This is a genomic window from Sphaerisporangium dianthi (genome assembly GCF_042654065.1).
GTDB lineage: Bacteria > Actinomycetota > Actinomycetes > Streptosporangiales > Streptosporangiaceae > Sphaerisporangium > Sphaerisporangium dianthi.
The window spans coordinates 136,433-156,790 of record NZ_JBHSFP010000022.1 but is presented as its reverse complement, the minus strand read 5'-3'; the positions used below and the strand labels follow the sequence as shown (position 1 = coordinate 156,790).

15 protein-coding genes are annotated in these 20,358 nt (G+C 71.5%); 7 read left to right on the top strand and 8 right to left on the bottom strand.

What is annotated here, in order from left to right:
- The coding region (locus ACFO60_RS27225) for a hypothetical protein (protein WP_380845162.1) at positions 1–182 on the bottom strand (182 nt) is incomplete at its 3' end.
- Between the two features lie 172 nt (positions 183–354).
- Here ACFO60_RS27225 and ACFO60_RS27220 point away from each other — a divergent pair.
- A complete protein-coding gene (locus tag ACFO60_RS27220; protein ID WP_380845159.1) occupies positions 355–1,074 on the top strand; it encodes a response regulator transcription factor in 720 nt (239 codons plus the stop codon).
- Positions 1,067–3,043, top strand: coding sequence for a HAMP domain-containing sensor histidine kinase (locus ACFO60_RS27215; protein ID WP_380845156.1), 1,977 nt, complete (start codon positions 1,067–1,069; stop codon positions 3,041–3,043). The genes ACFO60_RS27220 and ACFO60_RS27215 overlap by 8 nt, the downstream gene beginning before the upstream one ends.
- Positions 3,044–3,111: 68 nt before the next feature.
- Here the strand turns inward: ACFO60_RS27215 and ACFO60_RS27210 are convergent, their stop codons facing one another.
- From ACFO60_RS27210 to ACFO60_RS27190, 5 genes are all read right to left on the bottom strand, one after another.
- Positions 3,112–3,789, bottom strand: a complete 678-nt coding sequence (locus ACFO60_RS27210; protein WP_380845153.1) for a uracil-DNA glycosylase — start codon at positions 3,787–3,789, stop codon at positions 3,112–3,114.
- 159 nt (positions 3,790–3,948) lie between these two features.
- Positions 3,949–4,851, bottom strand: a complete 903-nt coding sequence (locus ACFO60_RS27205; RefSeq protein WP_380845150.1) for a carbohydrate ABC transporter permease — start codon at positions 4,849–4,851, stop codon at positions 3,949–3,951.
- The gene (locus ACFO60_RS27200; RefSeq protein ID WP_380845147.1) at positions 4,848–6,419 is read right to left on the bottom strand and encodes a carbohydrate ABC transporter permease; all 1,572 of its coding nucleotides are present in this window, start codon (positions 6,417–6,419) and stop codon (positions 4,848–4,850) included. Before ACFO60_RS27200 ends, ACFO60_RS27205 begins: the two co-directional genes overlap by 4 nt.
- 11 nt (positions 6,420–6,430) lie before the next feature.
- On the bottom strand, positions 6,431–7,756 hold the full coding sequence (locus ACFO60_RS27195; RefSeq protein ID WP_380845144.1) for an ABC transporter substrate-binding protein: 1,326 nt from the start codon (positions 7,754–7,756) through the stop codon (positions 6,431–6,433).
- An 83-nt stretch (positions 7,757–7,839) separates the two neighbouring features.
- Positions 7,840–9,099 carry an ABC transporter substrate-binding protein gene (locus ACFO60_RS27190; RefSeq protein WP_380845141.1) on the bottom strand — a complete coding sequence of 420 codons (1,260 nt, stop codon included), beginning with the start codon at positions 9,097–9,099 and terminating at the stop codon, positions 7,840–7,842.
- A gap of 131 nt (positions 9,100–9,230) precedes the next feature.
- On the opposite strand from ACFO60_RS27190, the gene ACFO60_RS27185 reads away from it, so the two are divergent.
- From ACFO60_RS27185 to ACFO60_RS27170, 4 genes are all read left to right on the top strand, one after another.
- On the top strand, positions 9,231–9,737 hold the full coding sequence (locus ACFO60_RS27185; RefSeq protein WP_380845138.1) for a PadR family transcriptional regulator: 507 nt from the start codon (positions 9,231–9,233) through the stop codon (positions 9,735–9,737).
- Between the two features lie 68 nt (positions 9,738–9,805).
- The gene (locus ACFO60_RS27180) at positions 9,806–10,549 is read left to right on the top strand and encodes an ABC transporter ATP-binding protein (protein ID WP_380845177.1); all 744 of its coding nucleotides are present in this window, start codon (positions 9,806–9,808) and stop codon (positions 10,547–10,549) included.
- A gap of 369 nt (positions 10,550–10,918) precedes the next feature.
- Positions 10,919–13,123 carry an ABC transporter permease gene (locus ACFO60_RS27175; protein ID WP_380845135.1) on the top strand — a complete coding sequence of 735 codons (2,205 nt, stop codon included), beginning with the start codon at positions 10,919–10,921 and terminating at the stop codon, positions 13,121–13,123.
- Positions 13,124–13,266: 143 nt separating this feature from the next.
- Complete coding sequence (locus ACFO60_RS27170; protein ID WP_380845132.1) at positions 13,267–14,130, top strand: SAM-dependent methyltransferase; 864 nt, start codon at positions 13,267–13,269, stop codon at positions 14,128–14,130.
- 262 nt (positions 14,131–14,392) lie between these two features.
- On the opposite strand, the gene treS is transcribed toward ACFO60_RS27170, so the two are convergent.
- Positions 14,393–16,081, bottom strand: coding sequence for a maltose alpha-D-glucosyltransferase (gene treS, locus ACFO60_RS27165; protein WP_380845129.1), 1,689 nt, complete (start codon positions 16,079–16,081; stop codon positions 14,393–14,395).
- A gap of 304 nt (positions 16,082–16,385) precedes the next feature.
- Positions 16,386–18,191: an asparagine synthetase B family protein gene (locus tag ACFO60_RS27160; RefSeq protein ID WP_380845126.1), complete on the bottom strand. Its 1,806-nt coding sequence runs from the start codon at positions 18,189–18,191 to the stop codon at positions 16,386–16,388.
- Between the two features lie 114 nt (positions 18,192–18,305).
- Between ACFO60_RS27160 and ACFO60_RS27155 the strand changes: the two genes are divergently transcribed.
- Complete coding sequence (locus ACFO60_RS27155; protein ID WP_380845123.1) at positions 18,306–20,342, top strand: hypothetical protein; 2,037 nt, start codon at positions 18,306–18,308, stop codon at positions 20,340–20,342.
- Positions 20,343–20,358 lie beyond the last annotated feature (16 nt).

Here is a 20,358-nt window from a genome sequence, read left to right as displayed (position 1 = left end):
CCGGCGGCGAGGGCGGCGCGGGCGGCGGAGGCCGCCGCCGGGGCGGGGCGGGGGGCGCGCGCGGCGGCGGAGGCGTCGGCGCAGGCCGCGGTCACCAGGCACAGTCCGGCGAGCGCCGTGGCGGCGAGGGCGCCGCGCCTCGCGGGGCGGCGGAGCTGGTTGGGAGTGGTGGTGTGAATCATGGGACAGACCCTGCATGCCGGATATGAGGAACCTGTCAGGGACCGATCAGCTTCCGGTGGCGCCGGCCGAATGTCAGGAAGGTGTCAGCAGGTGGTGGTCATCCCGTGAGCTGGGGGCGGGCCGTGGCCAAGCGGGGGAAGGGCACGGGCCGGCTCGCCTAAGCTCGGCGATATGTGCGCTTATGTCGTGGTCGCGGAGGACGACGTCAAACAGGCGGAGCTGGTCCGCCGCTACCTCGAACACGAGGGCCACGAGGTCGTCGCCGTGTACGACGGCCGGGCCGCGCTGGACGCCGTCCGTGACCGTGCCCCCGACCTGCTCGTGCTGGACGTCATGATGCCCAAGGTCGACGGGCTCGACGTGTGCCGCGTGCTGCGCGCCGAGTCCGACCTGCCGGTGCTCATGCTGACCGCCCGCACGACCGAGGACGACCTGCTGCTCGGCCTCGACCTGGGCGCGGACGACTACATGACCAAGCCGTACAGCCCGCGCGAGCTGATGGCCCGGGTCCGCACGCTGCTCCGGCGCACCCGGGCGGCGGTCGCCGTCGCGCCGCCGCCGGTCGCGACGCTGCGTGCGGGCGGGCTCACCGTGGACCCGGCCCGCCACGAGGTGCGGGTGGACGGCGTGCCCGTCGAGTGCACCCCCGGGGAGTTCCAGCTGCTGGAGCTGATGACGTCCCAGCCGGACCGGGTGTTCACCCGGCAGCAGATCCTCGGTCACCTGCACGGGTTCGACCGCTACATCACCTCCCGCACGGTCGACGTGCACGTGATGAACCTGCGCAAGAAGATCGAGCCGAACCCGCGCAGGCCCGTGCGGCTGGTCACCGTCTACGGGATCGGCTACAAGATCGCCGCCGTGGGAGGGCGGTCACCGGGCGATGCCTGAGGCGCCCCGCGGGCTCCGGCGCACCGGCGGGGTGACGCCCGAGACGGGCCGGGTGACGCCTGAGATGGGCCGGGTGACGCCCGAGGCGGGCCGGGCGGCGCGGGAGGCAGGTCGGAAGACGGGCCGGGCCGCGCGGGAGGTGCCGCTGCGGCGGAGCCTGCTGGTGCGGCTGCTGGCCGTCTCGGTGCTGGTGTCCCTGTGCTCGATCGCGGCGACCGCCTGGCTCACCGTCCGCAGCACGAGCGTCGCGATCCGCCAGGAGCAGGGCCAGGCGCTGGCCGACGACACGCAGGTGTATGACGCCCTGCTCGGCTACGCGGCCGGCCACGCCTCCTGGGACGGCGCCGGGCCGACCGTGGCCCGTCTGGCGGCGCGCGTCGGCCGCCGGATCACCCTGACCACCGAGGACCGCAGGACCGTCCTGGACTCCGACCGCGGGCCGGTCACGCTGCCGGCCCGCCCGGCGGCCGTCATCGAGCCGCTCGCCGTCGACACCGCGCTCGCCGCCGGCGCGTCGTCCGGCCGCATCGACCCGCGCGCCGTCGGGCCGTTCCGGCTGCCCGCGGGGGAGCGGCGGCGGCTCCGCGCCGCGGCCGAGCAGCGGGCGATCTGCCTGCGCGCGGTGTTCGGCACCCCCGCCGACATCGTCTACGGGCCGAGCGGCCGCCCGCGTGTGGAGACCCACGACGTCGGCCTGGGCCTGGACTCGCGGTGCGGCAGCGAGGCGCTGGACACGCCGACCCGGACCGAGGCCGCGGCGCTCGGCCGGCTCACCGAGCTGGTCAACACCTGCCTCGCCCGGCACAAGGCGCCGCAGGTGCGGCTGGGCCTGGACTTCACCTGGACCCCGCTGCCCGGCCCCGTCCCCCAGCCCTCTCCCAGGCGGGTGGCGGCGGTCACGCGCGCCGCGTCCGAGGCGCGGGTGGTCTCGGTGCCGGGCGAGTACGTGCCCGGGTGCATCGCCGCGAGCCGCCGCGAGCAGCTCGCGCCGTACGTCGCGCCGACCGCACTGCTGTTCGTCAGCAGCCGCGGCGCCGAAGCCTCGACGATCTTCGATCTGTCCCCGGCCAACCAGGCGCGCATCGCCGGGGTCGCCGCGCTGGTGCTGCTGCTCACCGTGACCGTGACCGCGCTGGCCGGCGTCCGGCTCGTCCGGCCGCTGCGCGCGCTGACCGGCGCGGCGCGGCGCATGGAGGAGGGGGACGTCACCGCGCGCGTGGCGGTGACCGGCGGGGACGAGATCGGCACGCTCGCGGCGGCCTTCAACGCCATGTCCGAGCGGCGCGAGCGGCTGGAGGAACTGCGCAAGGCGATGGTCAGCGACGTCGCCCACGAGCTGCGCACGCCGTTGAGCAACATCCGCGGCTGGCTGGAGGCCACCCAGGACGGCATCGTCGATCCCGACAGGGCGCTGATGTCCTCGCTGCTGGAGGAGGCACTGCTGCTCCAGCACGTCATCGACGACCTGCGCGACCTCGCCGAGGCCGACGCCGGTGAGCTGGTGCTGCACAAGGAGCCCGTCGACCTGGCCGAGCTGCTGGACCAGGTGGCCACCATGCACCGGGGAAGGGCGCGGGCCGCGGGCGTCACGCTGTCGACCGAGGTGGACGGCGAGCCCGCGCTGGTCGCCGACCCGGTGCGGCTGCGCCAGGCGGTCGGCAACCTGGTGTCGAACGCGGTGCGGCACACCCCGGCCGGGGGAGCGGTACGCCTGCGCGCCCGCTGTGCGGACGAGCAGGCGGTGATCGAGGTCGCGGACACCGGCTGCGGCATCGCGCCGCAGGACCTCGGGCGGGTGTTCGAGCGGTTCTGGCGGGCGGACAGGTCGCGCAACCGGCGCACCGGCGGCAGCGGGCTCGGCCTCGCCATCGTGCGCAAGCTCGCCGAGGCCCACGGCGGCTCGGTGACGGCCTCCAGCGTGCTCGGCGAGGGTTCGGTCTTCACCCTGCGGCTGCCCACCCAGGGCTGAAGGGCCACGGGCCCGGGTGGGAGCCGGAGGTCGTGGTGCGCCGGCCGGTCGTCAGGGGTGCCGGCCGGTCAGGGGAGCTTCCATTCGACCGGGGCGGCGCCCTGCTGCTCCAGCAGCTGGTTGGCGCGGCTGAAGGGCCGGCTGCCGAAGAAGCCGTTGCGGGCCGACAGCGGGCTCGGATGCGCGGACTCCACGCACGGCACCTGGCCGAGCATCGGCTTGAGCGAGCGGGCGTCACGGCCCCACAGGATGGCGACGAGCGGCGTGCCGCGGCCGACGAGGGCGTGGATGGCCTGCTCGGTCACCTGCTCCCAGCCCTTGCCGCGGTGGGAGGCGGGCTTGCCGGGGGCGACGGTGAGCACCCTGTTGAGCAGCAGCACGCCCTGCTCGGTCCACGGGGTGAGGTCGCCGTTGGACGGCTGCGGGAGGCCGAGGTCGGCGATGTACTCCTTGAAGATGTTGACCAGGCTGCCCGGTAGCGGGCGCACCTCCGGGGCGACCGAGAAGCTCAGGCCGACGGGGTGGCCGGGGGTCGGGTAGGGATCTTGCCCGACGATGAGCACGCGCACCTGGTCGAAGGGCTGCTGGAAGGCCCGGAGCACGTTCTGCCCCGCGGGGAGGTACTGCCTGCCATCGGCGATCTCCTGGCGGAGGAAGTCGCCGAGCGTAGCGATGCGCTCGGCGACCGGCTCCAGGGCGGAGGCCCACCCGGACTCGACGACTTCGTTTAATGGACGAGCGGTCATGCCGGGATCTTAGCCGCGTGGCGGCCTGTCCGAGTGCCCATCGGCGGCGCCGCCGCGCGGCGGCGCCCGAATCGTCCGTTCACGGCTTGTCGGTCCACGGCGACGTATCCGCGTACCCGGGTGCCCACCTGCCCCCGCGAGACGGGCACCCGGTCGCGGTCACTTCACCGAGCCCGCGAGCAGGCCCTGGACGAAGTAACGCTGGAAGGAGAAGAAGAGCACCAACGGGATGATGAGCGACAGGAAGGCGCCTGGCGCGAGGATGTCGACGTTGGTGCCGAACTGCCGCATCTGCGACTGCAGGGCCTTGGTCATCGGCTGGGCGTCGGTGTCGGCGAAGACCAGCGCGACGAGCAGGTCGTTCCACACCCACAGGAACTGGAAGATGCCGAGCGAGGCGACCGCCGGCTTGGCCAGCGGGAACACCACCGTCGCGAAGATCTTCCACTCCGCCGCGCCGTCCATGCGCGCGGCCTCCAGCAGCTCCTTGGGGATGCCGACGAAGAAGTTGCGCAGCAGGAAGATGGCGAACGGCAGCCCGAACGCGACGTGGAACAGCACCACGCCCGGGATGGAGCCGAAGATGCCCGCCGCCCCGTACATCTTGGCGATCGGGATCAGCGCGATCTGCACCGGGACCACCAGCAGGGCGATGACCACGATGAACAGCGCGTCACGCCCGGGGAACTCCATCCACGCGAACGCGTACGCCGCCGCGGCGGCGAAGCCGATGACCAGGATGGTGGCCGGCACCGTGATGGCCACGGTGTTCCAGAACGACGAGGTGAACCCGCTGGCCAGCAGGTTGCCGTAGTTCTCGAAGGTGATCTGCGCGGGCTTGGTGAAGAGCGTCCACCACCCGCTCGCGGTGTTGTCGGCGTCGCCGCGCAGCGACACCACCAGCAGGCCGAGCGTGGGGACGAGCCAGAACAGGGCGAGCACGATCAGGACGAGCTGCACGAGCCCGCCGCCGAGCTTGTCGATCACCCTGGACAGGACGCCGCGACGGAGCGCGCCCGCGTCGCGGGCCGTCCCAGGCTGGGACGCGGTGAGGGTCGTCATGCCTGTTCCCTCCGGAACCGCCGGATGTTGATGGCCATGAACGGCAGGACCAGCACGAGCAGGAAGATCGCCAGCGCGCTGCCCAGCCCTTGGTTGCCGCCGCCGCCGAACGACACGCGCCACATCTCCAGCGCGATGACGTTGGCGTTCGGTTGCGAGGCTCCGGGGGCGATGACGAAGACCAGGTCGAAGACCTTCAGCGTGTTGATGATCATCGTCACCAGGACCACGAGCAGCACCGGCGACAGCAGCGGGATGGTGATGCGGCGGAACACCTGCCACTCGGTCGCGCCGTCGATGCGGGCCGCCTCCAGGGCGTCACGCGGGATGGCCGACAGGCCCGCCGCGATCAGCACCATGGCGAACCCGGCCCACACCCAGATGAACGCCCCGATGATCGCCGGGGTGATCAGCGCGGGGCCGAGCCAGGTGAGCCCGCCGAAGGGCTGGGCGAAGTTCGACTGCGGCAGCCGCAGCTGGTAGGAGCCCGCCGGCAGCCCGGAGAAGTGGAAGGTGCCGTCGGCCGCGGTCGTGGTGGTGCCCTTGACCGCGCCGCCCGAGACCGCCTCGACGGTCACTTCGGGCATGCCCTTCTCGGCGCCGTCGATCTGGTTGACCGTGCCGCCGCCGGGGGTGAAGTCCAGCCACACCGTGCCGGAGAGCTCCCCGGGCGCGGCGGCGGCGGGCTTGGCCGCGGCGGCGTCGGACGGCAGGGCGTCCGGCTTCATCCCGACCAGCGGGATCATCACCTGCTGTCCCGCCTGGACGGGCCGGCGGGTGAGCACCGCGCCCTTGTCCACCAGCGCCGGCGCCTGGTCGTTCTCCCGGGGACGCGCGCCGGGGTAGCCGCTGCTGGAGGCGAACACGTCGTGCACCGAGGTGATGACGGCGTTGGCGACGCCCTTGTCCGGGTCCTGCTCGTAGACCAGGCGGAAGATGACGCCGGAAGCGAGCAGCGACACCGCCATGGGCATGAAGACGATCAGCTTGAAGGCCGTCGCCCAGCGCACCCGCTCGGTCAGCACCGCGAAGATGAGGCCGAGGACGGTGACCAGGCTCGGCGCGACCACGACCCAGATCACGTTGTTCCGGATCGTGTTGATCATGCCTGAGTCGCTGAAGATCGCGCCGTAGTTCGCCAGGCCGACGAACGTGTCGCCGTTGGCGTCGTACATGCTGCGGATGATCGAGTAGACGATCGGGTAGATCACCCAGGCGCCCAGCATGATGACCGCCGGGAGCAGGAAGAGCGCGGCGGCCTTGGGCGAGGGGCCGAGGTTGCCCGAGCGGCCGTAGGCCGCCTTGGGCGTGGCGTTCCCCGTGGCGTTCCCCGTGGCGTTCCCCGTGGCGATCTCCGGCGGCGCGACGCCGGCGGTGCCGTCCTCGCCGGAGGCCGCGTCCTCCAGCGCGGGATGCGCTTTCCCGGCCTGTTCGGTGGCCGGCTCGGTCTCGTTGTTCTCGATGGGCTTGTTGGTCTGGATGGTCTCTTCTGGTCCGGGGGAGGCCCCGCGGGCGACGACGTCATCGTCGCCGCGCGGGGTCTGCGGGCCGTCCAACCGTTCGGTCACGGCCTGCGTCCCTACTTCTTCCAGGCCTTGGCGGCGTCGGACTCGAGCTTCTCCTGAATGCCCTTGATGTCCTTGGGGTCGCGCAGGAAGTCCTGGAGGGCCTTCCACTCACCCTTGCCATCGGTGCCGCCGAAGGCGCTCGGCGCCAGGTCCGACATGTCGTAGCGGACGGCGTCGCCGGCCGAGATGATCGTCTGCCCGAGCTGCTTGGTCAGGTCGTCGGGGTAGTTGTCGGGGGAGACGTTGCGGTTCGGCGACAGGTAGCCGGGGAGCTTGGCCCACACCGAGCCGCCCTCGGCGGAGGCGAGGTACTCCAGCAGCGCCATGGCGCCCTTGGACTCCTTCAGCGCCACCGCGGTGTCGCCGCCGAGGATGACGGGGTCGGTGTCGCCGGCCTTCGGGAACGGCATGATCTTGGCGTCCTCGCCGACCTTGGCGCCGGACTGGACGGCCGAGACGGCGACGAAGTCCGCCTCGATCACCATGGCGGCCTTCTTCTGGCCGTAGACCTGGGTGGCGCAGGTCGGGAAGTCGGTCTGCAGGGCGCCGGAGGAGCCGCCGTACATGAACTCCTTCTTGCCGAAGATCTGGGCGATCTTCTCCAGCGCCGTGGTCACCGAGGCGTCGGTCCACGGGATCTCGTGCTTGGACAGCTTGTCGTAGTTGTCCGGGCCCGCGGTGGAGAGGTAGACGTTCTCGAACAGGTCGGTGAGCGTCCAGCCCGAGGCGGCGCAGAGCGCGAACGGGGCGGTGCCGGAGTCCGCCAGCGTCTGGGCGGTCTTGCCGATCAGGTCGTCCCAGGTGGTCGCGGGCTGGGCGCCGGCGTCTTCGAACGCGGGGGCGCGGTACCAGATCAGGGACTTGTGCGCGGCCTTGACCAGCACGCCGTACACCTGGCCGTTGGCCGAGCCGAGGCTCTTCCAGTACGGGCTGTAGTTCTGGTCGATCTGGGCCTGGACCTCGGTCGACAGCGGCTTGAGCGCCTTCTGGTCGGCGTACTGCTGCACCAGTCCGGGCTGCGGCAGGATCGCGATGTCGGGCGGGTTGCCGCCCTGGATGCGCGGGCCGAGGTAGGCGCCGGTGTCCTCACCGGTGGACGCGTAGTTGACCTTGGCGCCGGTCTTCTCCTCGAACGCCTTGAGCACCTGCTCGAAGTTCTTCTGCTCGTCGCCGGTCCACTTGGCCGCGATCTCGATCGTCGTCCCCGCGAGGGACTTGGCGGCCGGGGCGCTGCTGGCGCCGGCGCTGGTGGAAGGCGTGGTCTCGCCGGACTGACCGCCGCACGCGGTGGCCGCGAGCATGAGCCCGGCCACCACCGCAGTCGTCTTGGCACGCATGATGGTGCTACCTCCTGTTGAGGCCCAGAAAGTGAATGTTGAGTTTTGGGATGAAAGGGAGTGAACGGGGGGATCGCCCTCGTCTATGGGGTGCGGATGATCTCGCTGAGCTGCTGCTTCAGGGTCGCGACGGTCTCGTCGCTGGGTTTCCTGAGGTTGAGCGCGTCGGAGACGGCGCTCGATATCACCAGGCTGACCTGGTCGTATTTGGAGCTGACCGGCCTTGGCCGGGCAGACATGATGCTCTGCTTGAGCACCGGGAGATAGGGATAACGCTTGATGAGGGCCGGGTCGTCGTACAGCTCGGCCCACACCGGGGGGAAGGAGCCCTCGGTGAGCACGCTGCGCTCGTTGGCCAGGCCGGTGAAGTAGCGGATGAACTCAAGGGCCGACTTCTGGTGTTTGGAGTACGCGCTGATGGCGAGGTTGAGCCCGCCGAGCGTGCTCGACCCCGGCCCGTCGAGGCCGGGCAGCCGGGTCACCGCGAACTTGCCGCCGATGCTCGAGCGCTTGGCCGGCCCGTACGCGTGCGGCCAGTTGCGGGCGAACAGCAGCCTGCCCTGCTGGAAGGCCAGCCGGGACTCCTCCTCCTTGTAGGCGAGGGACTCCTGCGGGATCCAGCCCTGGCGAAGCCCGCCCACCAGGAATTCGAGGCCGGTGGCGGCGGTGCCGAGGTCGAGGGTGACCCTGGTGCCGTCCGCGCTGAGGATCTGGCCGCCCGCGGACTGCACGGCTTCGGCGAAGTTGACGGTCAGGCCCTCGTAGGGAAGGAACTGGCCGGCATAGCCGTCCAGCTGGTACTTCCTGCCGAGGCGGACGGCCTGCTCGCGCAGCTCCGCCCAGGTCCTCGGCGGCTTGAGGTGCTCGGCGTCAAGGATGTCCTTGCGGTAGTAGAGCAGCCCCGCGTTGCTGGTGTAGGGGACCGCGTAGAGCTTGCCCTGGTAGAGGGCCGTGTCCACGACGGGCGCGAGCAGCTTGTCCAGCGGGAACATGCTCCGGTCGAGGGGGACGATCCAGCCCGCGTCGGCGAACTCGGCCGTCCACACCACGTCCAGCCCGAGCACGTCGTAACGCTCGCTCTTGGCTTGGAGGTTGGCCACCATCTGCGCCCTCTGCTCGTCGGCGGCCTCCGGCAGCTCAAGGAGGCTGACCTGCTCCTTGGGGTGCGTCCGGTTCCACTTGTCGATGAGGGGCTGGATGTAGCCGGTCGTGTCGCGCCCGGTCGCGAAGGTCATCGGACCCGAGCCGTCCGTGGCCCCGCTCTGCGCCGCGTCGCTCTCGCCGAACCCGGCGCAGCCGCTGACCAGCAGCGCTGCGATGAGTAAGGGAGCGAGGCGGCGCACGTGTCCTCCGGGTTTTGTTTGGGTTACATGCGTGTTATGTAGATGCATGCATGTTATGCATAGCGATAATGTGGACGTCAACGGATTAGTCCGTAACACATAGGTAACGCGAGGCCCGAGGGAGGTGGGGCGTGCGGCTCCAGTTGCTGGCGCTCCTGGCGAAGGAACCTGCCCACGGGTACGAGCTGAAACAGGCGCTCGAACAGATCTTCGGCACCGCCTATCCCTCTCCCAACATCGGGCAGATCTACGTCACGCTGGGCCGCCTGGAGAAGGACGGCCTGGTCCGCAGCGTCGACGTCGAGCAGTCCAACCGTCCGAACAAGAAGGTCTACTACTGCACGGGCATGGGCCGCGAAGCGCTCGACGAGTGGGTCGACTCGCCCACCGAGGGCCCGCGGGTCAGGGACGAGTTCTTCATGAAGCTCGTGCTCGCGCCCCTGACGGGCATCGCCGACCGCATGACGCTGATCAACCGGCAGCGCCGGCATTACCTCGCGATCATGCGCGATCTGGTAGAACTCGCCGATCAGACCGATCAGGACAACCGCCCGGCGCATCTGCTGATCGAAGGTGCCATGCTCCATCTCCAGGCCGACCTCGACTGGCTGGAGCGTTGCCAGGAGGATCTGCTCTGACGCAGTAGAAGCAGGAGAGAAGTGGTGAGCGACCAGTGAGCACCGCGCCCCCCGTCCCCCCGGGCGACATGAACACGCCCGCGCTGCACACGGTCGGCCTGGTGAAGGTCTACCAGGCCGGCGGCGGCCTGCCGGTGCACGCGGTACGCGGCATCGATCTGCAGGTGGCACGTGGGGAGTTCGTCGCCATCATGGGCCCCTCGGGCTCGGGCAAGTCCACGCTCGTCCACATGCTCGGCGGCCTGGACGTCCGCACCAGCGGCGAGATCTGGATCGACGGCCGCCGCGCCGACACCCTCAACGAGAGCGCCTGGGCGATCCTGCGCCGTCAGAAGATCGGCTTCGTCTTCCAGTTCTTCAATCTGGTCGACAACATGACGGTCGCCGACAACGTCGAACTGCCCGCCCTGCTGGCCGGAGCGTCCCCCAAGCACGCGCGCGAGCGCAGGGAGTACCTGCTGGGCAAGCTGAAGCTGACCGACAAGGCCGACTCGGCTCCGGGCCGGTTGTCCGGCGGTGAACAGCAGCGCGTCGCCCTGGCCCGGGCGCTCGCCAACCAGCCGCAGGTCCTGCTGGCCGACGAACCCACCGGCAACCTCGACAGCAGTAACACCCGCGACGTGCTGAGCCTGCTCGGCGAGGTCCACAGGGAGGGGCAGACGATCGTCATGGTCACCCATGAGGCCCGCGTCGCGGGCCTGGCCGACCGCGTCGTCACCCTCATGGACGGCCAGATCATCGACGACGGCGTCATAGCCCCCACCCGCCGCCGCAAGACCGGCCCCGGCGACGTCGTGGAACTCCGCGGATGACTGGGCTCAAGGGCGGCTTCGCCCTGCGCGAGCGGAGCGAGCGCCATGAGTACTGGCGAAGCCGCGCCGGCGCTCTGAGGGAGGAAGGCGGAAGTGCGAGGGACGAGTGCTTTCGCCTGACGAGTGAAGAGCGTCGGCTCAAGGGCGGCTTCGCCCTGCGCGAGCGGAGCGAGCGCCATGAGTACTGGCGAAGCCGCGCCGGCGCTCTGAGGGAGGAAGGCGGAAGTGCGAGGGACGAGTGCTTTCGCCTGACGAGTGAAGAGCGTCGGCTCAAGGGCGGCTTCGCCCCGCGCGAGCGGAGCGAGCGCCATTAACACGGCTGAGAGGCGGTGGATCCGGGCTGATCTGCGGGCGCGGCGGGCGCAGGCGTTGCTCACCGTCCTCGCGGTGGCGGGCATCGTCACGGCGCTCATCACCGCGGCCACGCTGCTGGAGGACGGCACCAACCCCTGGCGTGGCCTGTTCACCAAGGGCAACGGCGCGCATGTCTGGCTGCACACGCAAGACGCCCCCGATCCCGCCGTGCTCAGGGCGCTGGACGGGGTCACCGACATCGCGGGCCCGTACCGCAGCGCGCCCGCGACCCTGGTCCAGGGTGGGAAGAAGACCCCGGTCACGTTGCAGGAGATGGCCGCCGTGCTCCCGTCCGTGGGCCGCCCCGTCGTGCGCGAGGGCCGCTGGCTCGACCCGGGGGACGCGCGGGGCGTCGTGGTGGAGCGCTCGTTCGCCCGCTCGGCGGGCCTGCGCACGGGCGGCCCGTTCTCGGTCATCGGCCTGAACGGCGCCACGCACGGTCTCACGGTGATCGGGCTGGCCGAGAGCGGCGACCAGGGCTTCTATCCCGAGTGGACGCCGGGCGTGGCCTGGTCGCTGGCCGGCACGCTGGAACAGGTGGAGCCCGCGCTCGGCCGCAGCGAGTCGGTGACGGGCCTGCGCCTGGCCGACCCGGACGACACCTCGCTGGTCGTCCAGCAGGCGATCACCAAGCTGGCGGGCCAGGTGCAGCGGGTGTCCACCTGGCGCGAGGTGCGCGCGTCGATGGAACTGGACAACCGGCTGCTCGGGGTGCTGCTGGCGCTGTTCGGCGTGGCCGGGCTGGTGGCGGCCGCGCTGGCCATCGCGAACGTGACCGGCGGCCGGGTGCTGACCCAGTGGCGTGACATCGCGACGTTGAAGTCCCTGGGGTTCACCCGCCGTCAGGTGGTACGCATGCTGGTCGTCGAGCACGGCACGCTGGGGTTGGCCGGCATCGCGGCCGGGGTGCTGTGCGGGCGGCTGATCACCGTGTACGCGCTGACGGACACGGTGGTGGTGCCGTTGTCCTCGGCTCCGCTGCTGGCGATCGCGTTCGGCACGGCACTGGTGGTGCTGGTCGCGGTCTGGCTGCCCGCCTGGCGCGGCGGCCGCACGCCCGCGCTGCCGGCGGCCCCGGTGGCCCCGCCGCGCGGCCACCTGTCGCGCATGGCCCGACTGGCGCTGCTGGTGCGGCTGCCGCCGGCGCTGGTGCTCGGGGCGCGGGACGCCTTCACGCGCAGGCTGCCGGCGTTGCTGACGGCGTTCGGGCTCGCCATCCCGATGATGCTGATCACGATCGGTCTTGGCTGCTGGGCGACGCTGGACGCCTTCAAGGCCCATCCCGAGCAGGTGGGCCAGGCCGCCGCGCTGACCGTCCGGCCGGGGAGCGTGACCGCCACGGACGCCAACCGGATCGCGCTGGCCGACGCCGACGTGGTGGCGGCCTATCCGGGGACGGAGGTCGACGCGCTGGTCCCGGGCCAGACGCGCACCGTGCGCACCCGGGCCCTCGGCACGGTCACCGATCCCTACCCGTACTCGGTGGTCGAGGGGCGCATGTTCCGCGACCGTGGCGAGGCCGTGGCGGGGCAGGGCCTGCTCGACCTGCTGCACGTCCGCATCGGCGACCGGACGCGGCTGACGATCGGCGGCACCCCGCTGATCGTCCGTTTCGTCGGGCGGGTGCTGGAGCCCGAGCAGGACGGCGAGGTGCTCTCGGTCGCGCTGGACACCCTGGCGCCCAAGGACGCGCTGCCGCCGCAGTACCACAGCCTCGCGCTGCGGCAGGGCGCCGACCCCGCCGACGTGCGCGCGCGCCTGCAGGCGCAGGGCTTGGAGGTGTCCCAGGCGGTGAACCCGGCGGACCGGCTGTCGGCGATCAGGGTGATCATCGTGGCGCTGGTGGCGGTGCTGGCCCTGCTGGGGCTGGCCAACCTGCTGACGGCGAGCGCGGTGGGGCTGCGCGACCACGCGCTGGACCTGGCGGTGCTGAAGGCCATGGGGCTCACCCCGCGGCAGGTCATGGGCACGCTGGTGACCGGGACGGGGCTGCTCGTCGTGCTCGGGGTCGTCGTGGGCGCGGCGGTGGGGGCGTTCGTCTCCTCCGGCCTGATCGATCTGCAGGGGGCGGCCAGCGGCATCGGGGCGGGCATCGGCCGCGCGCCCAGCCCGGCGACGCTGCTCCTTGCCGTGCTGACGGCTGTCGGGGCGTCCTTGCTCGTCGCGTTGATCCCCGCCCGCAAGGCGGCCCGGGCCCGCATTCCGGTCACGCCGCGCTAGAGCATGTCCCGTCGTCGTCCCTTTATTACGTTCGTGTCGATACCAGAGGCTAAGTGAGCGATCTCCGGATGAGTCCGGTGTGTACGGGCTAGCATGTGCCGGGATCCCGGTGTGAACAGGCGGGTCGACGGAAGCAGGGTGGGATGGGCGTGTCTGACCGCGGCGAAGACTGGAACTGGACCAAGAACGACGGCGCCGGTCCGCCGCCCGAGATAGACATCACCAAGCCGAGCATCGCCCGCGTCTATGACTTCTTCCTGGACGGCAAGGACAACTTCGCCGTGGACCGGGAGATCGGCGAGATGACCCTGCGCATCGTCCCCGACGCCAAGGAAGCCGGCAGGGCCAGCCGGCGCTTCCTGCAGCGGGTCGTGCACCACCTGGCCGCCGAGGAGGGCATCCGCCAGTTCATCGACCTCGGGTCCGGCCTGCCCACTCAGGGCAATGTGCACGAGGTCGCCCAGCGGGTCGACCCGTCCGCGCGCGTGGTCTACGTGGACAACGACCCGATCGTCCTCACGCACGGCCGGGCGCTGCTGGCGACCAACGACACCACCACCGTCATCCAGGCCGACATCCGCGACCCCGAGGCGATCTACGCCAACGCCACGCTGCGGAGGTTCATCGACTTCAGCGAGCCGGTCGGCCTGCTGATGTTCAGCATCCTGCACCACCTGCACGACGACGAGGACCCGTGGGGCATCGCCGACCGGCTGCGCGAACCGCTCGCGCCGGGCAGTTTCCTCGCCATGGCGAACTTCTTCGACGCGCAGGACGAGCATCCCGAATCGTCCAAGCAGGCCGAGACCATGGAGAAGGTCTTCAACGAGCACCTCGGCACCGGCAGGTGGCGTACCCGCGAGGAGCTCATGCGCTTCGTCGGGGACTTCGAACTGCTGGAGCCCGGCCTGGTGCCGCTCGCGGACTGGCGCCCCGAGCCCGGGGAGTCCTGGGAGCGCTCGGCCACCTACTACACCTTCTCCGGCGCCGTCGCCCGCAAGCCCTGACCCGCAGGCCCTGACCCGCAGGCCCTGACCTGCGAGCCGTGACCCGCGGGCCGTGAGCCGTGGCCCGCAGGCCGCGAGCCGGTGACCCGCAGGCCGTGACCCGCGGGCCGTGAGCCGTGGCCCGCAGGCCGCGAGCCGGTGACCCGCAGGCCGTGACCCGCGAGCCGCGAGCCGTGACCCGCCGCGTCCCGGCCCGGGGGGCGATCTATGCGGTGTTCCCGGCGGCCGCGGCCACCGGGAACGGGAAGTGCCGCCGGCGCTCTCAGGGGCGGTTGAGGGAGAACCAGTAGAAGCCGTGACCGGGCAGCGTGAGCAGGTAGGGCAGGTCGCCGATGACCGGGAAGCCCACCCCGCCCCGGCACTCGACGGGGGTCATGCCCGCGAACCGCCGCAGGTCGAGCTCGACCGGCTGCGGGTGCTTGGAGAGGTTGTTGACGCACAGCATGCGGTCGTCGCCCTCCTCGCGGACGAAGGCCAGCACGCTGTAGTTCGGCGACCACAGCTCGGTGTAGGCGCCGGTGCCGAACACCGGGTGCTGCCGCCGCACCTCCAGCATCTTCCTGGTGAAGTGCAGCAGCGACGAGCCGCTCTTCGTCTGGGCCTCGACGTTGACGGCCTGGTAACCGTAGATCGGGTCCATGACGGCCGGCAGGTACAGCCGTCCGGGGTCGCCGCTGGAGAAACCGGCGTTGCGATCGGGGCTCCACTGCATCGGCGTGCGGACGGCGTCGCGGTCCTCCAGCCAGATGTTGTCGCCCATGCCGATCTCGTCCCCGTAGTACATGACGGGCGAGCCGGGCATGGACAGCAGCAGAGCGGTGAACAGCTCGATCTGGTCGCGGTCGTTCTCCAGCAGCGGCGCCAGCCGGCGGCGGATGCCCAGGTAGGCGCGCATGCGCGGGTCCTTGGCGTACTCCGCGTGCATGTAGTCGCGCTCTTCCTCGGTGACCGTCTCGAGGGTCAGCTCGTCGTGGTTGCGGAGGAAGATGCCCCACTGGGCGTTCTCGGGAAGCTTCGGGGTGCGAGACATGATCTCGGAGATCGGCTCGCGCGACTCCCGGCGCACCGCCATGAAGATGCGCGGCATGAGCGGGAAGTGGAAGGCCATGTGGCACTCGTCGCCGCCGGTGGTCGGGTCGCCGAAGTACTCCACGACGTCCTCGGGCCAGCCGTTGGCCTCGGCCAGCAGCACCCGGTCGGGGTACAGGCGGTCGACCTCGGCCCTGACGCGCTTGAGGTAGGCGTGCGTCTCGGGCAGGCCCGAGCAGGCGGTGCCCTCGCGCTCGAACAGGTAGGGCACCGCGTCCAGGCGGAACCCGTCGATGCCGAGGTCCAGCCAGAACCGCAGGACCTCCAGCATGGCGTCCTGAACCGCCGGGTTCTCGTAGTTGAGGTCCGGCTGGTGGTGGAAGAACCGGTGCCAGTAGTACTGCCCGCGCACCGGGTCGTAGGTCCAGTTGGACTCCTCGGCCCCGACGAAGATGATCGGCGCGTCCGGGTAGCGGGACGGGTCGTCCGACCAGACGTAGAAGTCGCCGTAGGGGCCGGTGGGGTCGTGCCGGGAGGCCTGGAACCACGGGTGCTTGTCGCTGGTGTGGTTCATCACCAGGTCGGTGATGATCCGCAGGCCCCGCTTGTGCGCCTCTTCGATCAGTTCCACGAAGTCGGCCAGGTCGCCGAACTCCTGGAGGATCTTCATGTAGTCGGCGATGTCGTAGCCGCCGTCGCGCAACGGCGACTCGTACAGCGGCAGCAACCACAGGCAGTCGACGCCGAGCCACTGAAGATAGTCGAGCTTCTCGATCAGACCACGCAGATCGCCGGTGCCGTCACCGTTGGAGTCGCGGAAGCCGCGGACCAGGATTTCGTAGAAGACGGCTCTCTTGTACCACCGGGGGTCTGATGAGATGAAGTCCTCGGAAACGGATTCCGGGCATGGTGAAGCGCTCATAGGTATCGCTCGCATCAAGGGAGTAGGGCGGTACAACACAGGGGCTCGCGCCGTCGGAGCCGTCATCCCTGCGGCTCCCGCCCGACGCCGGCACCGAAGGGGTGGCTCGGTGCTCAGCGTGTTTCGGCGCTGTTTCGCGGAAGACTAGCAGGCCATTGCGGACCTCCGAAGACGATCAGTGGAGGTCGCTCAGCGTGCCGGACGCGTAATCGAGCGCATCCCTGTGAATGCTCGCGTAATACTGTGACCACCCTCCGTGTCTCCGCTGATGGCACACGGATTTCGCCGGTGTCTGTGAACGGCTTCACAAGGTCGCGGCCCAGGGGGGCGTGAGGTCGCCCAGCGTGTCCTCGTAGTCGGTCAGCCAGGAACCGAAAAGCACCAATCCACGGAGCCAAAACCTCGAGTTCCACGAGGCGAACGCCGTCAGGGCGTCCGGGCCGCCCGCCACCACCGCGAGCATCGGCTCCGACAGCAGGCCGGGCACGGTCGCGGCCTTCACCAGCATCCGGTGGTTCCACTCGCGGGCGGCCGGGCCGTTCGAGCGCAGCGGCACCCGCCGGTGCGGCAGCGCGCCGTTGGTCGACGGCAGGGCGGCGATGCGCGGGCCGGCCGCCCGCAGGATCTCCCGGTAGAACCGCCCGCCCTCCTTGCGGTCCACCGGCACCGACAGGGCGGCGTCGAAGAACTCCGGGTGCAGGAACGGGAAGACCGGGGTGACCTCCGGGCCGACCAGGTTCACCGGGGAGCGGGCGATGCCTCGTGCGGTCCGGGTGTGCAGCACACTCAGCGGCAGCTCGGAGCGGTGCCCGCGCAGCATGGACGTCGCCTGGTCGAAGGCCGTGCCCACCCGCTCGTCGACGAAGGCCAGCGCCCGGTCCGACAGCATCGGGAGGTGAGGCTCACCGGTCGCCAGCGCCGCCAGCAGCGCGGCCCGCCGGTCGGCGGAGGTGCCCGCGCCTACGGCGTCGGCCGTGATCAGGAAGTTCTTCATGAGCGGACCGCCCGCCAGCCCGTCCACGACCGCCCGGCCGGCCTTGTGCACCTCGCGGGCGAAGGGGGAGTACCAGGCGTGGTGGCTGGTCAGGTATTCGAGCCTGCGCGCCGCCCACCGCGCCTCGTCGGGGTAGGCGGCCGCGTCCTGCGGGACGATGCGGTGCGGGATGCCCAGCTCGCGGGTGACGTACCGGGCGAAGTCGATGTCGTTGTCCAGGCCGTCGTCCGGGCTCGTCGTCCACGACACCACGTCCATCTTGCGCGCCACCGCCACCGAGGCGAGCAGCCGCGAGTCGTATCCGCCGCTCACCGGCACCAGCAGCGGCCGGTCGTCGAACGGCTTCAGCGCCTCGTGCAGCAGCGCGACGATGTCCCCGCCGGTGACACCCCGGTCGAACGGCTCCTCGCGCACCCACCGGGGGGCCCGCCTGTCCACGCCGATCTTGCGCGCGGCACGGGACCAGACCAGGGCGGTCGCGCCGGGCAGCCGCTTGACCTGCCGGTAGGGGGTGTCCTCCAGCAGCGGGTAGGTCAGCTTGAAGATCGCCGCCCAGGCGTCCCAGTTCACCTCGTACGGACGGCGCGCCAGCGCCAGCAGCGGCTCGATGTTGCCGGCGAAGTAGACGGCGTCCCCCTCCGGGCCCGTCTCGGCGAGGTAGTACACGTCGATCAGCCCGAAGGCGCCGGTGTGCAGGGTCACCGTGTCCGGCTCGTCGATCAGGCCGGGCGTCTCCCACGTCTCGGCCACCGCCCACCACGGCAGGGCCTGCGACGGCCGCCCTTCCGCCCACGCGAACCGCGCGCCGCCCGAAGGCGGACGGCCGGACCCCGGGCCGGCCGTGGCGGAGGCGGGCGCGCCGGCCGCCGGGGAGCCCGCGGAGAAGGCGCCGTCCCCGGAGCCGGTCGAAGGAACGGGAGGGGCGCCCGAACCGGGCGAGACGGCGTAGGGGGCCAGCGGCGCGGAGCTGAGCAGGGCCGCGCCGGGCGTCCGGTGCACCTCCCGCACGGCGGGGCCCGCCCCGCTGAGCGCCTCAAGGCGCGCGGGGTCGTAGGCGCCGATGGCTCCGCAGACGTACGGCCGCGCCGCGTGATCCGGCCACTTCCCGTTGCGCACTGTGACGCCTCCCCTCAGCGAATACCTGCCGAGTGTACGGACTTGTGGCAGTTCGAGATGGTCGGGCCGGATCTGCGATTATTCTTGCTCGACGTCTGGGGACACGGTGATGGCATGAGTGAAGAGTTGGACGGCACCCGCCGGGCCCTCGAAGCGGCCGTGGCGGCGGCTTCGGGCGCGGCCGAGCTCACCCGGCTGCTGGCCGACTACCAGGAGCGGCTCGCGCGCGCGGCCGTCTCCGAGGCCGAGGCCCTGACCCGCCTGCGGGAGGCCGAGGCCAGGCTGAGGACCGCCGAGAAGCAGGTCGCCCAGCTCGCCAAGAACCTCGCGGAGCAGCGCTACCAGACCGAGGCCGCCCAGTGGCGCCTGGAATCGGTGCAGGCCAGCCGGTGGTCCAAGCTCGGCGACGCCATCCACACCAAAAACCCCGGCCAGGTCGCCCGGACCCTCCGCGACCCCATCAGCAAGCGCCCCGCGCCCAAGCGGTCCGACTTCGCCCCCACCCCGCCTGCCGTCGAGGCCACGCCGGTGGCGCCCCTCGCGCCCCGGACGGCGGGCCCCGAGGTCTCCACGCCCATGGCCGAGGGCTTCGTCGTCCCCAAGGGCCCGCTGACCCGGCCGTACCTGACCGTAGCCGCCATCGTCGACCGGCAGTCCGAGGCCCTGTTCCGGTACGAATGGCGCCAGGTCACCAACTTCGGCCCCGACAACTGGCAGGCCATGCTCGACCAGCACCGGCCGCACCTGCTGTTCGTCGAGTCCGTCCAGCCCGGCCCGCGCCAGGGCAACGGCGGGCGGTGGCTGGAGGAGCTGGCAGGCCGCACCCGCGGGTTGCGCGACCTCGTCGAGGAATGCTCGCGCAGGGGCATCCGCACGATCTTCTGGCACTCCGGCGGCCCGCTCTCGACGGCCGTGCCCATGGCCTCCCTGTTCGACCGCGTGCTCGCCACCTCCGAGGCCAGGGCGCGCGAGTGGCGGGCCGCGCTCCGGCACGACCGCGTAGGCGTCCTGCCGCACGCCGTGCAGCCGCGCGTCCACAACCAGATCCCCGCGGCCGGCGAGCGTGACGGCGTGGGCCTGCTCGGCACGGCCGTCCTCGGCGATCCGCCGCCGGACGCCGGCTGGCGGCCGCTGGTCACCGGCAAGGCCACCTACGACGACCTGCTGACGGCCTACCGCGCCGTCTCGATGGTGCTCGCCGGCCCCGACGCCGACGCGCGGACCATCGAGGAGATCTCCGCCTGCGGCACGCCGATCATGCAGCTCACGGCCCCCGTCGACCAGGCGTCCGTGCCGCGGGCGCTCGACTCGGTCCGCGACTACCTCGCCGCCGGGGCCGAATGCGCCACCGAGGCCCACCTGGCCTGGCGGTCCACCGTGCCGGTGACCCCGCTGCTCGATCCGGTACTGGACGCCGCCGAGCTCGCGTCGGTGCGCAACTCCGCGACCGTCACCGCCGTCGCCGCCGTGTCAGGCCCCGCCGCACTCGACCACCTGCTCGCCCAGCTGGAACGCCAGGTCCGCCTCCCCGGCCAGCTCGTCATCGTGACCGACGGCCTCGACCCCGCCACCGTCGAGAAGGCGGTACGCGACCGCCTGCCGGGCGCCCGCCGCGACGCACCCTGGCCAGGGACATTCGGCTCCGCGGGGTTCGAGGACCTGGTCGTCCGCGAGGCCGGGACGCCCATGACCCGCGGCGCCGCCCTCGACCGGGCTCTGCGCCTGGCCGACGGCGACCTCGTGGCCGTCCTGGACCCCCGCGACCTGTACGGCGAGCACTATCTGGCCGACCTGGCGCGGTACTTCGCCGCCGTGGACGCCGAGATCGTCGGCAAGGCCTCGTTCTACGCCCACATCACCGACACCGGCGCCACGCTCCTGCGCCAGCCCGGAGCCGAGCACCGCTTCCTCCCCGAACTCGCGGGCGCGACGCTGCTCGCCCGCCGCCCCGCGCTCGTCGAACTCGGCATCGCGGACATGTCGGAGGAGTGGGACGAGGTCCTGATGCGCCAGTGCCGCACCGACGGCGTCCGCGTCTACTCGGCCGACCGCTACTCCTACGTCTGCCGCCGCCCCTCCACCGAAGGCCGCCTCCTCGTCTCCGCCCACTTCGAAGGCTACGTCCACCCCGATTCCCTGGCCCTGATCTGACGATCCGGGCAAGGTC

Bases quoted from the DNA above. Each gene is read 5' to 3' on its own strand.
- treS (WP_380845129.1), bottom strand. From the start codon at position 16,081: ATGAGCGCTTCACCATGCCCGGAATCCGTTTCCGAGGACTTCATCTCA.
- ACFO60_RS27205 (WP_380845150.1), bottom strand. From the start codon at position 4,851: ATGACGACCCTCACCGCGTCCCAGCCTGGGACGGCCCGCGACGCGGGC.
- ACFO60_RS27195 (WP_380845144.1), bottom strand. From the start codon at position 7,756: ATGCGTGCCAAGACGACTGCGGTGGTGGCCGGGCTCATGCTCGCGGCC.
- ACFO60_RS27155 (WP_380845123.1), top strand. From the start codon at position 18,306: ATGAGTGAAGAGTTGGACGGCACCCGCCGGGCCCTCGAAGCGGCCGTG.
- ACFO60_RS27215 (WP_380845156.1), top strand. From the start codon at position 1,067: ATGCCTGAGGCGCCCCGCGGGCTCCGGCGCACCGGCGGGGTGACGCCC.
- ACFO60_RS27220 (WP_380845159.1), top strand. From the start codon at position 355: ATGTGCGCTTATGTCGTGGTCGCGGAGGACGACGTCAAACAGGCGGAG.
- ACFO60_RS27170 (WP_380845132.1), top strand. From the start codon at position 13,267: ATGGGCGTGTCTGACCGCGGCGAAGACTGGAACTGGACCAAGAACGAC.
- ACFO60_RS27210 (WP_380845153.1), bottom strand. From the start codon at position 3,789: ATGACCGCTCGTCCATTAAACGAAGTCGTCGAGTCCGGGTGGGCCTCC.
- ACFO60_RS27180 (WP_380845177.1), top strand. From the start codon at position 9,806: ATGAACACGCCCGCGCTGCACACGGTCGGCCTGGTGAAGGTCTACCAG.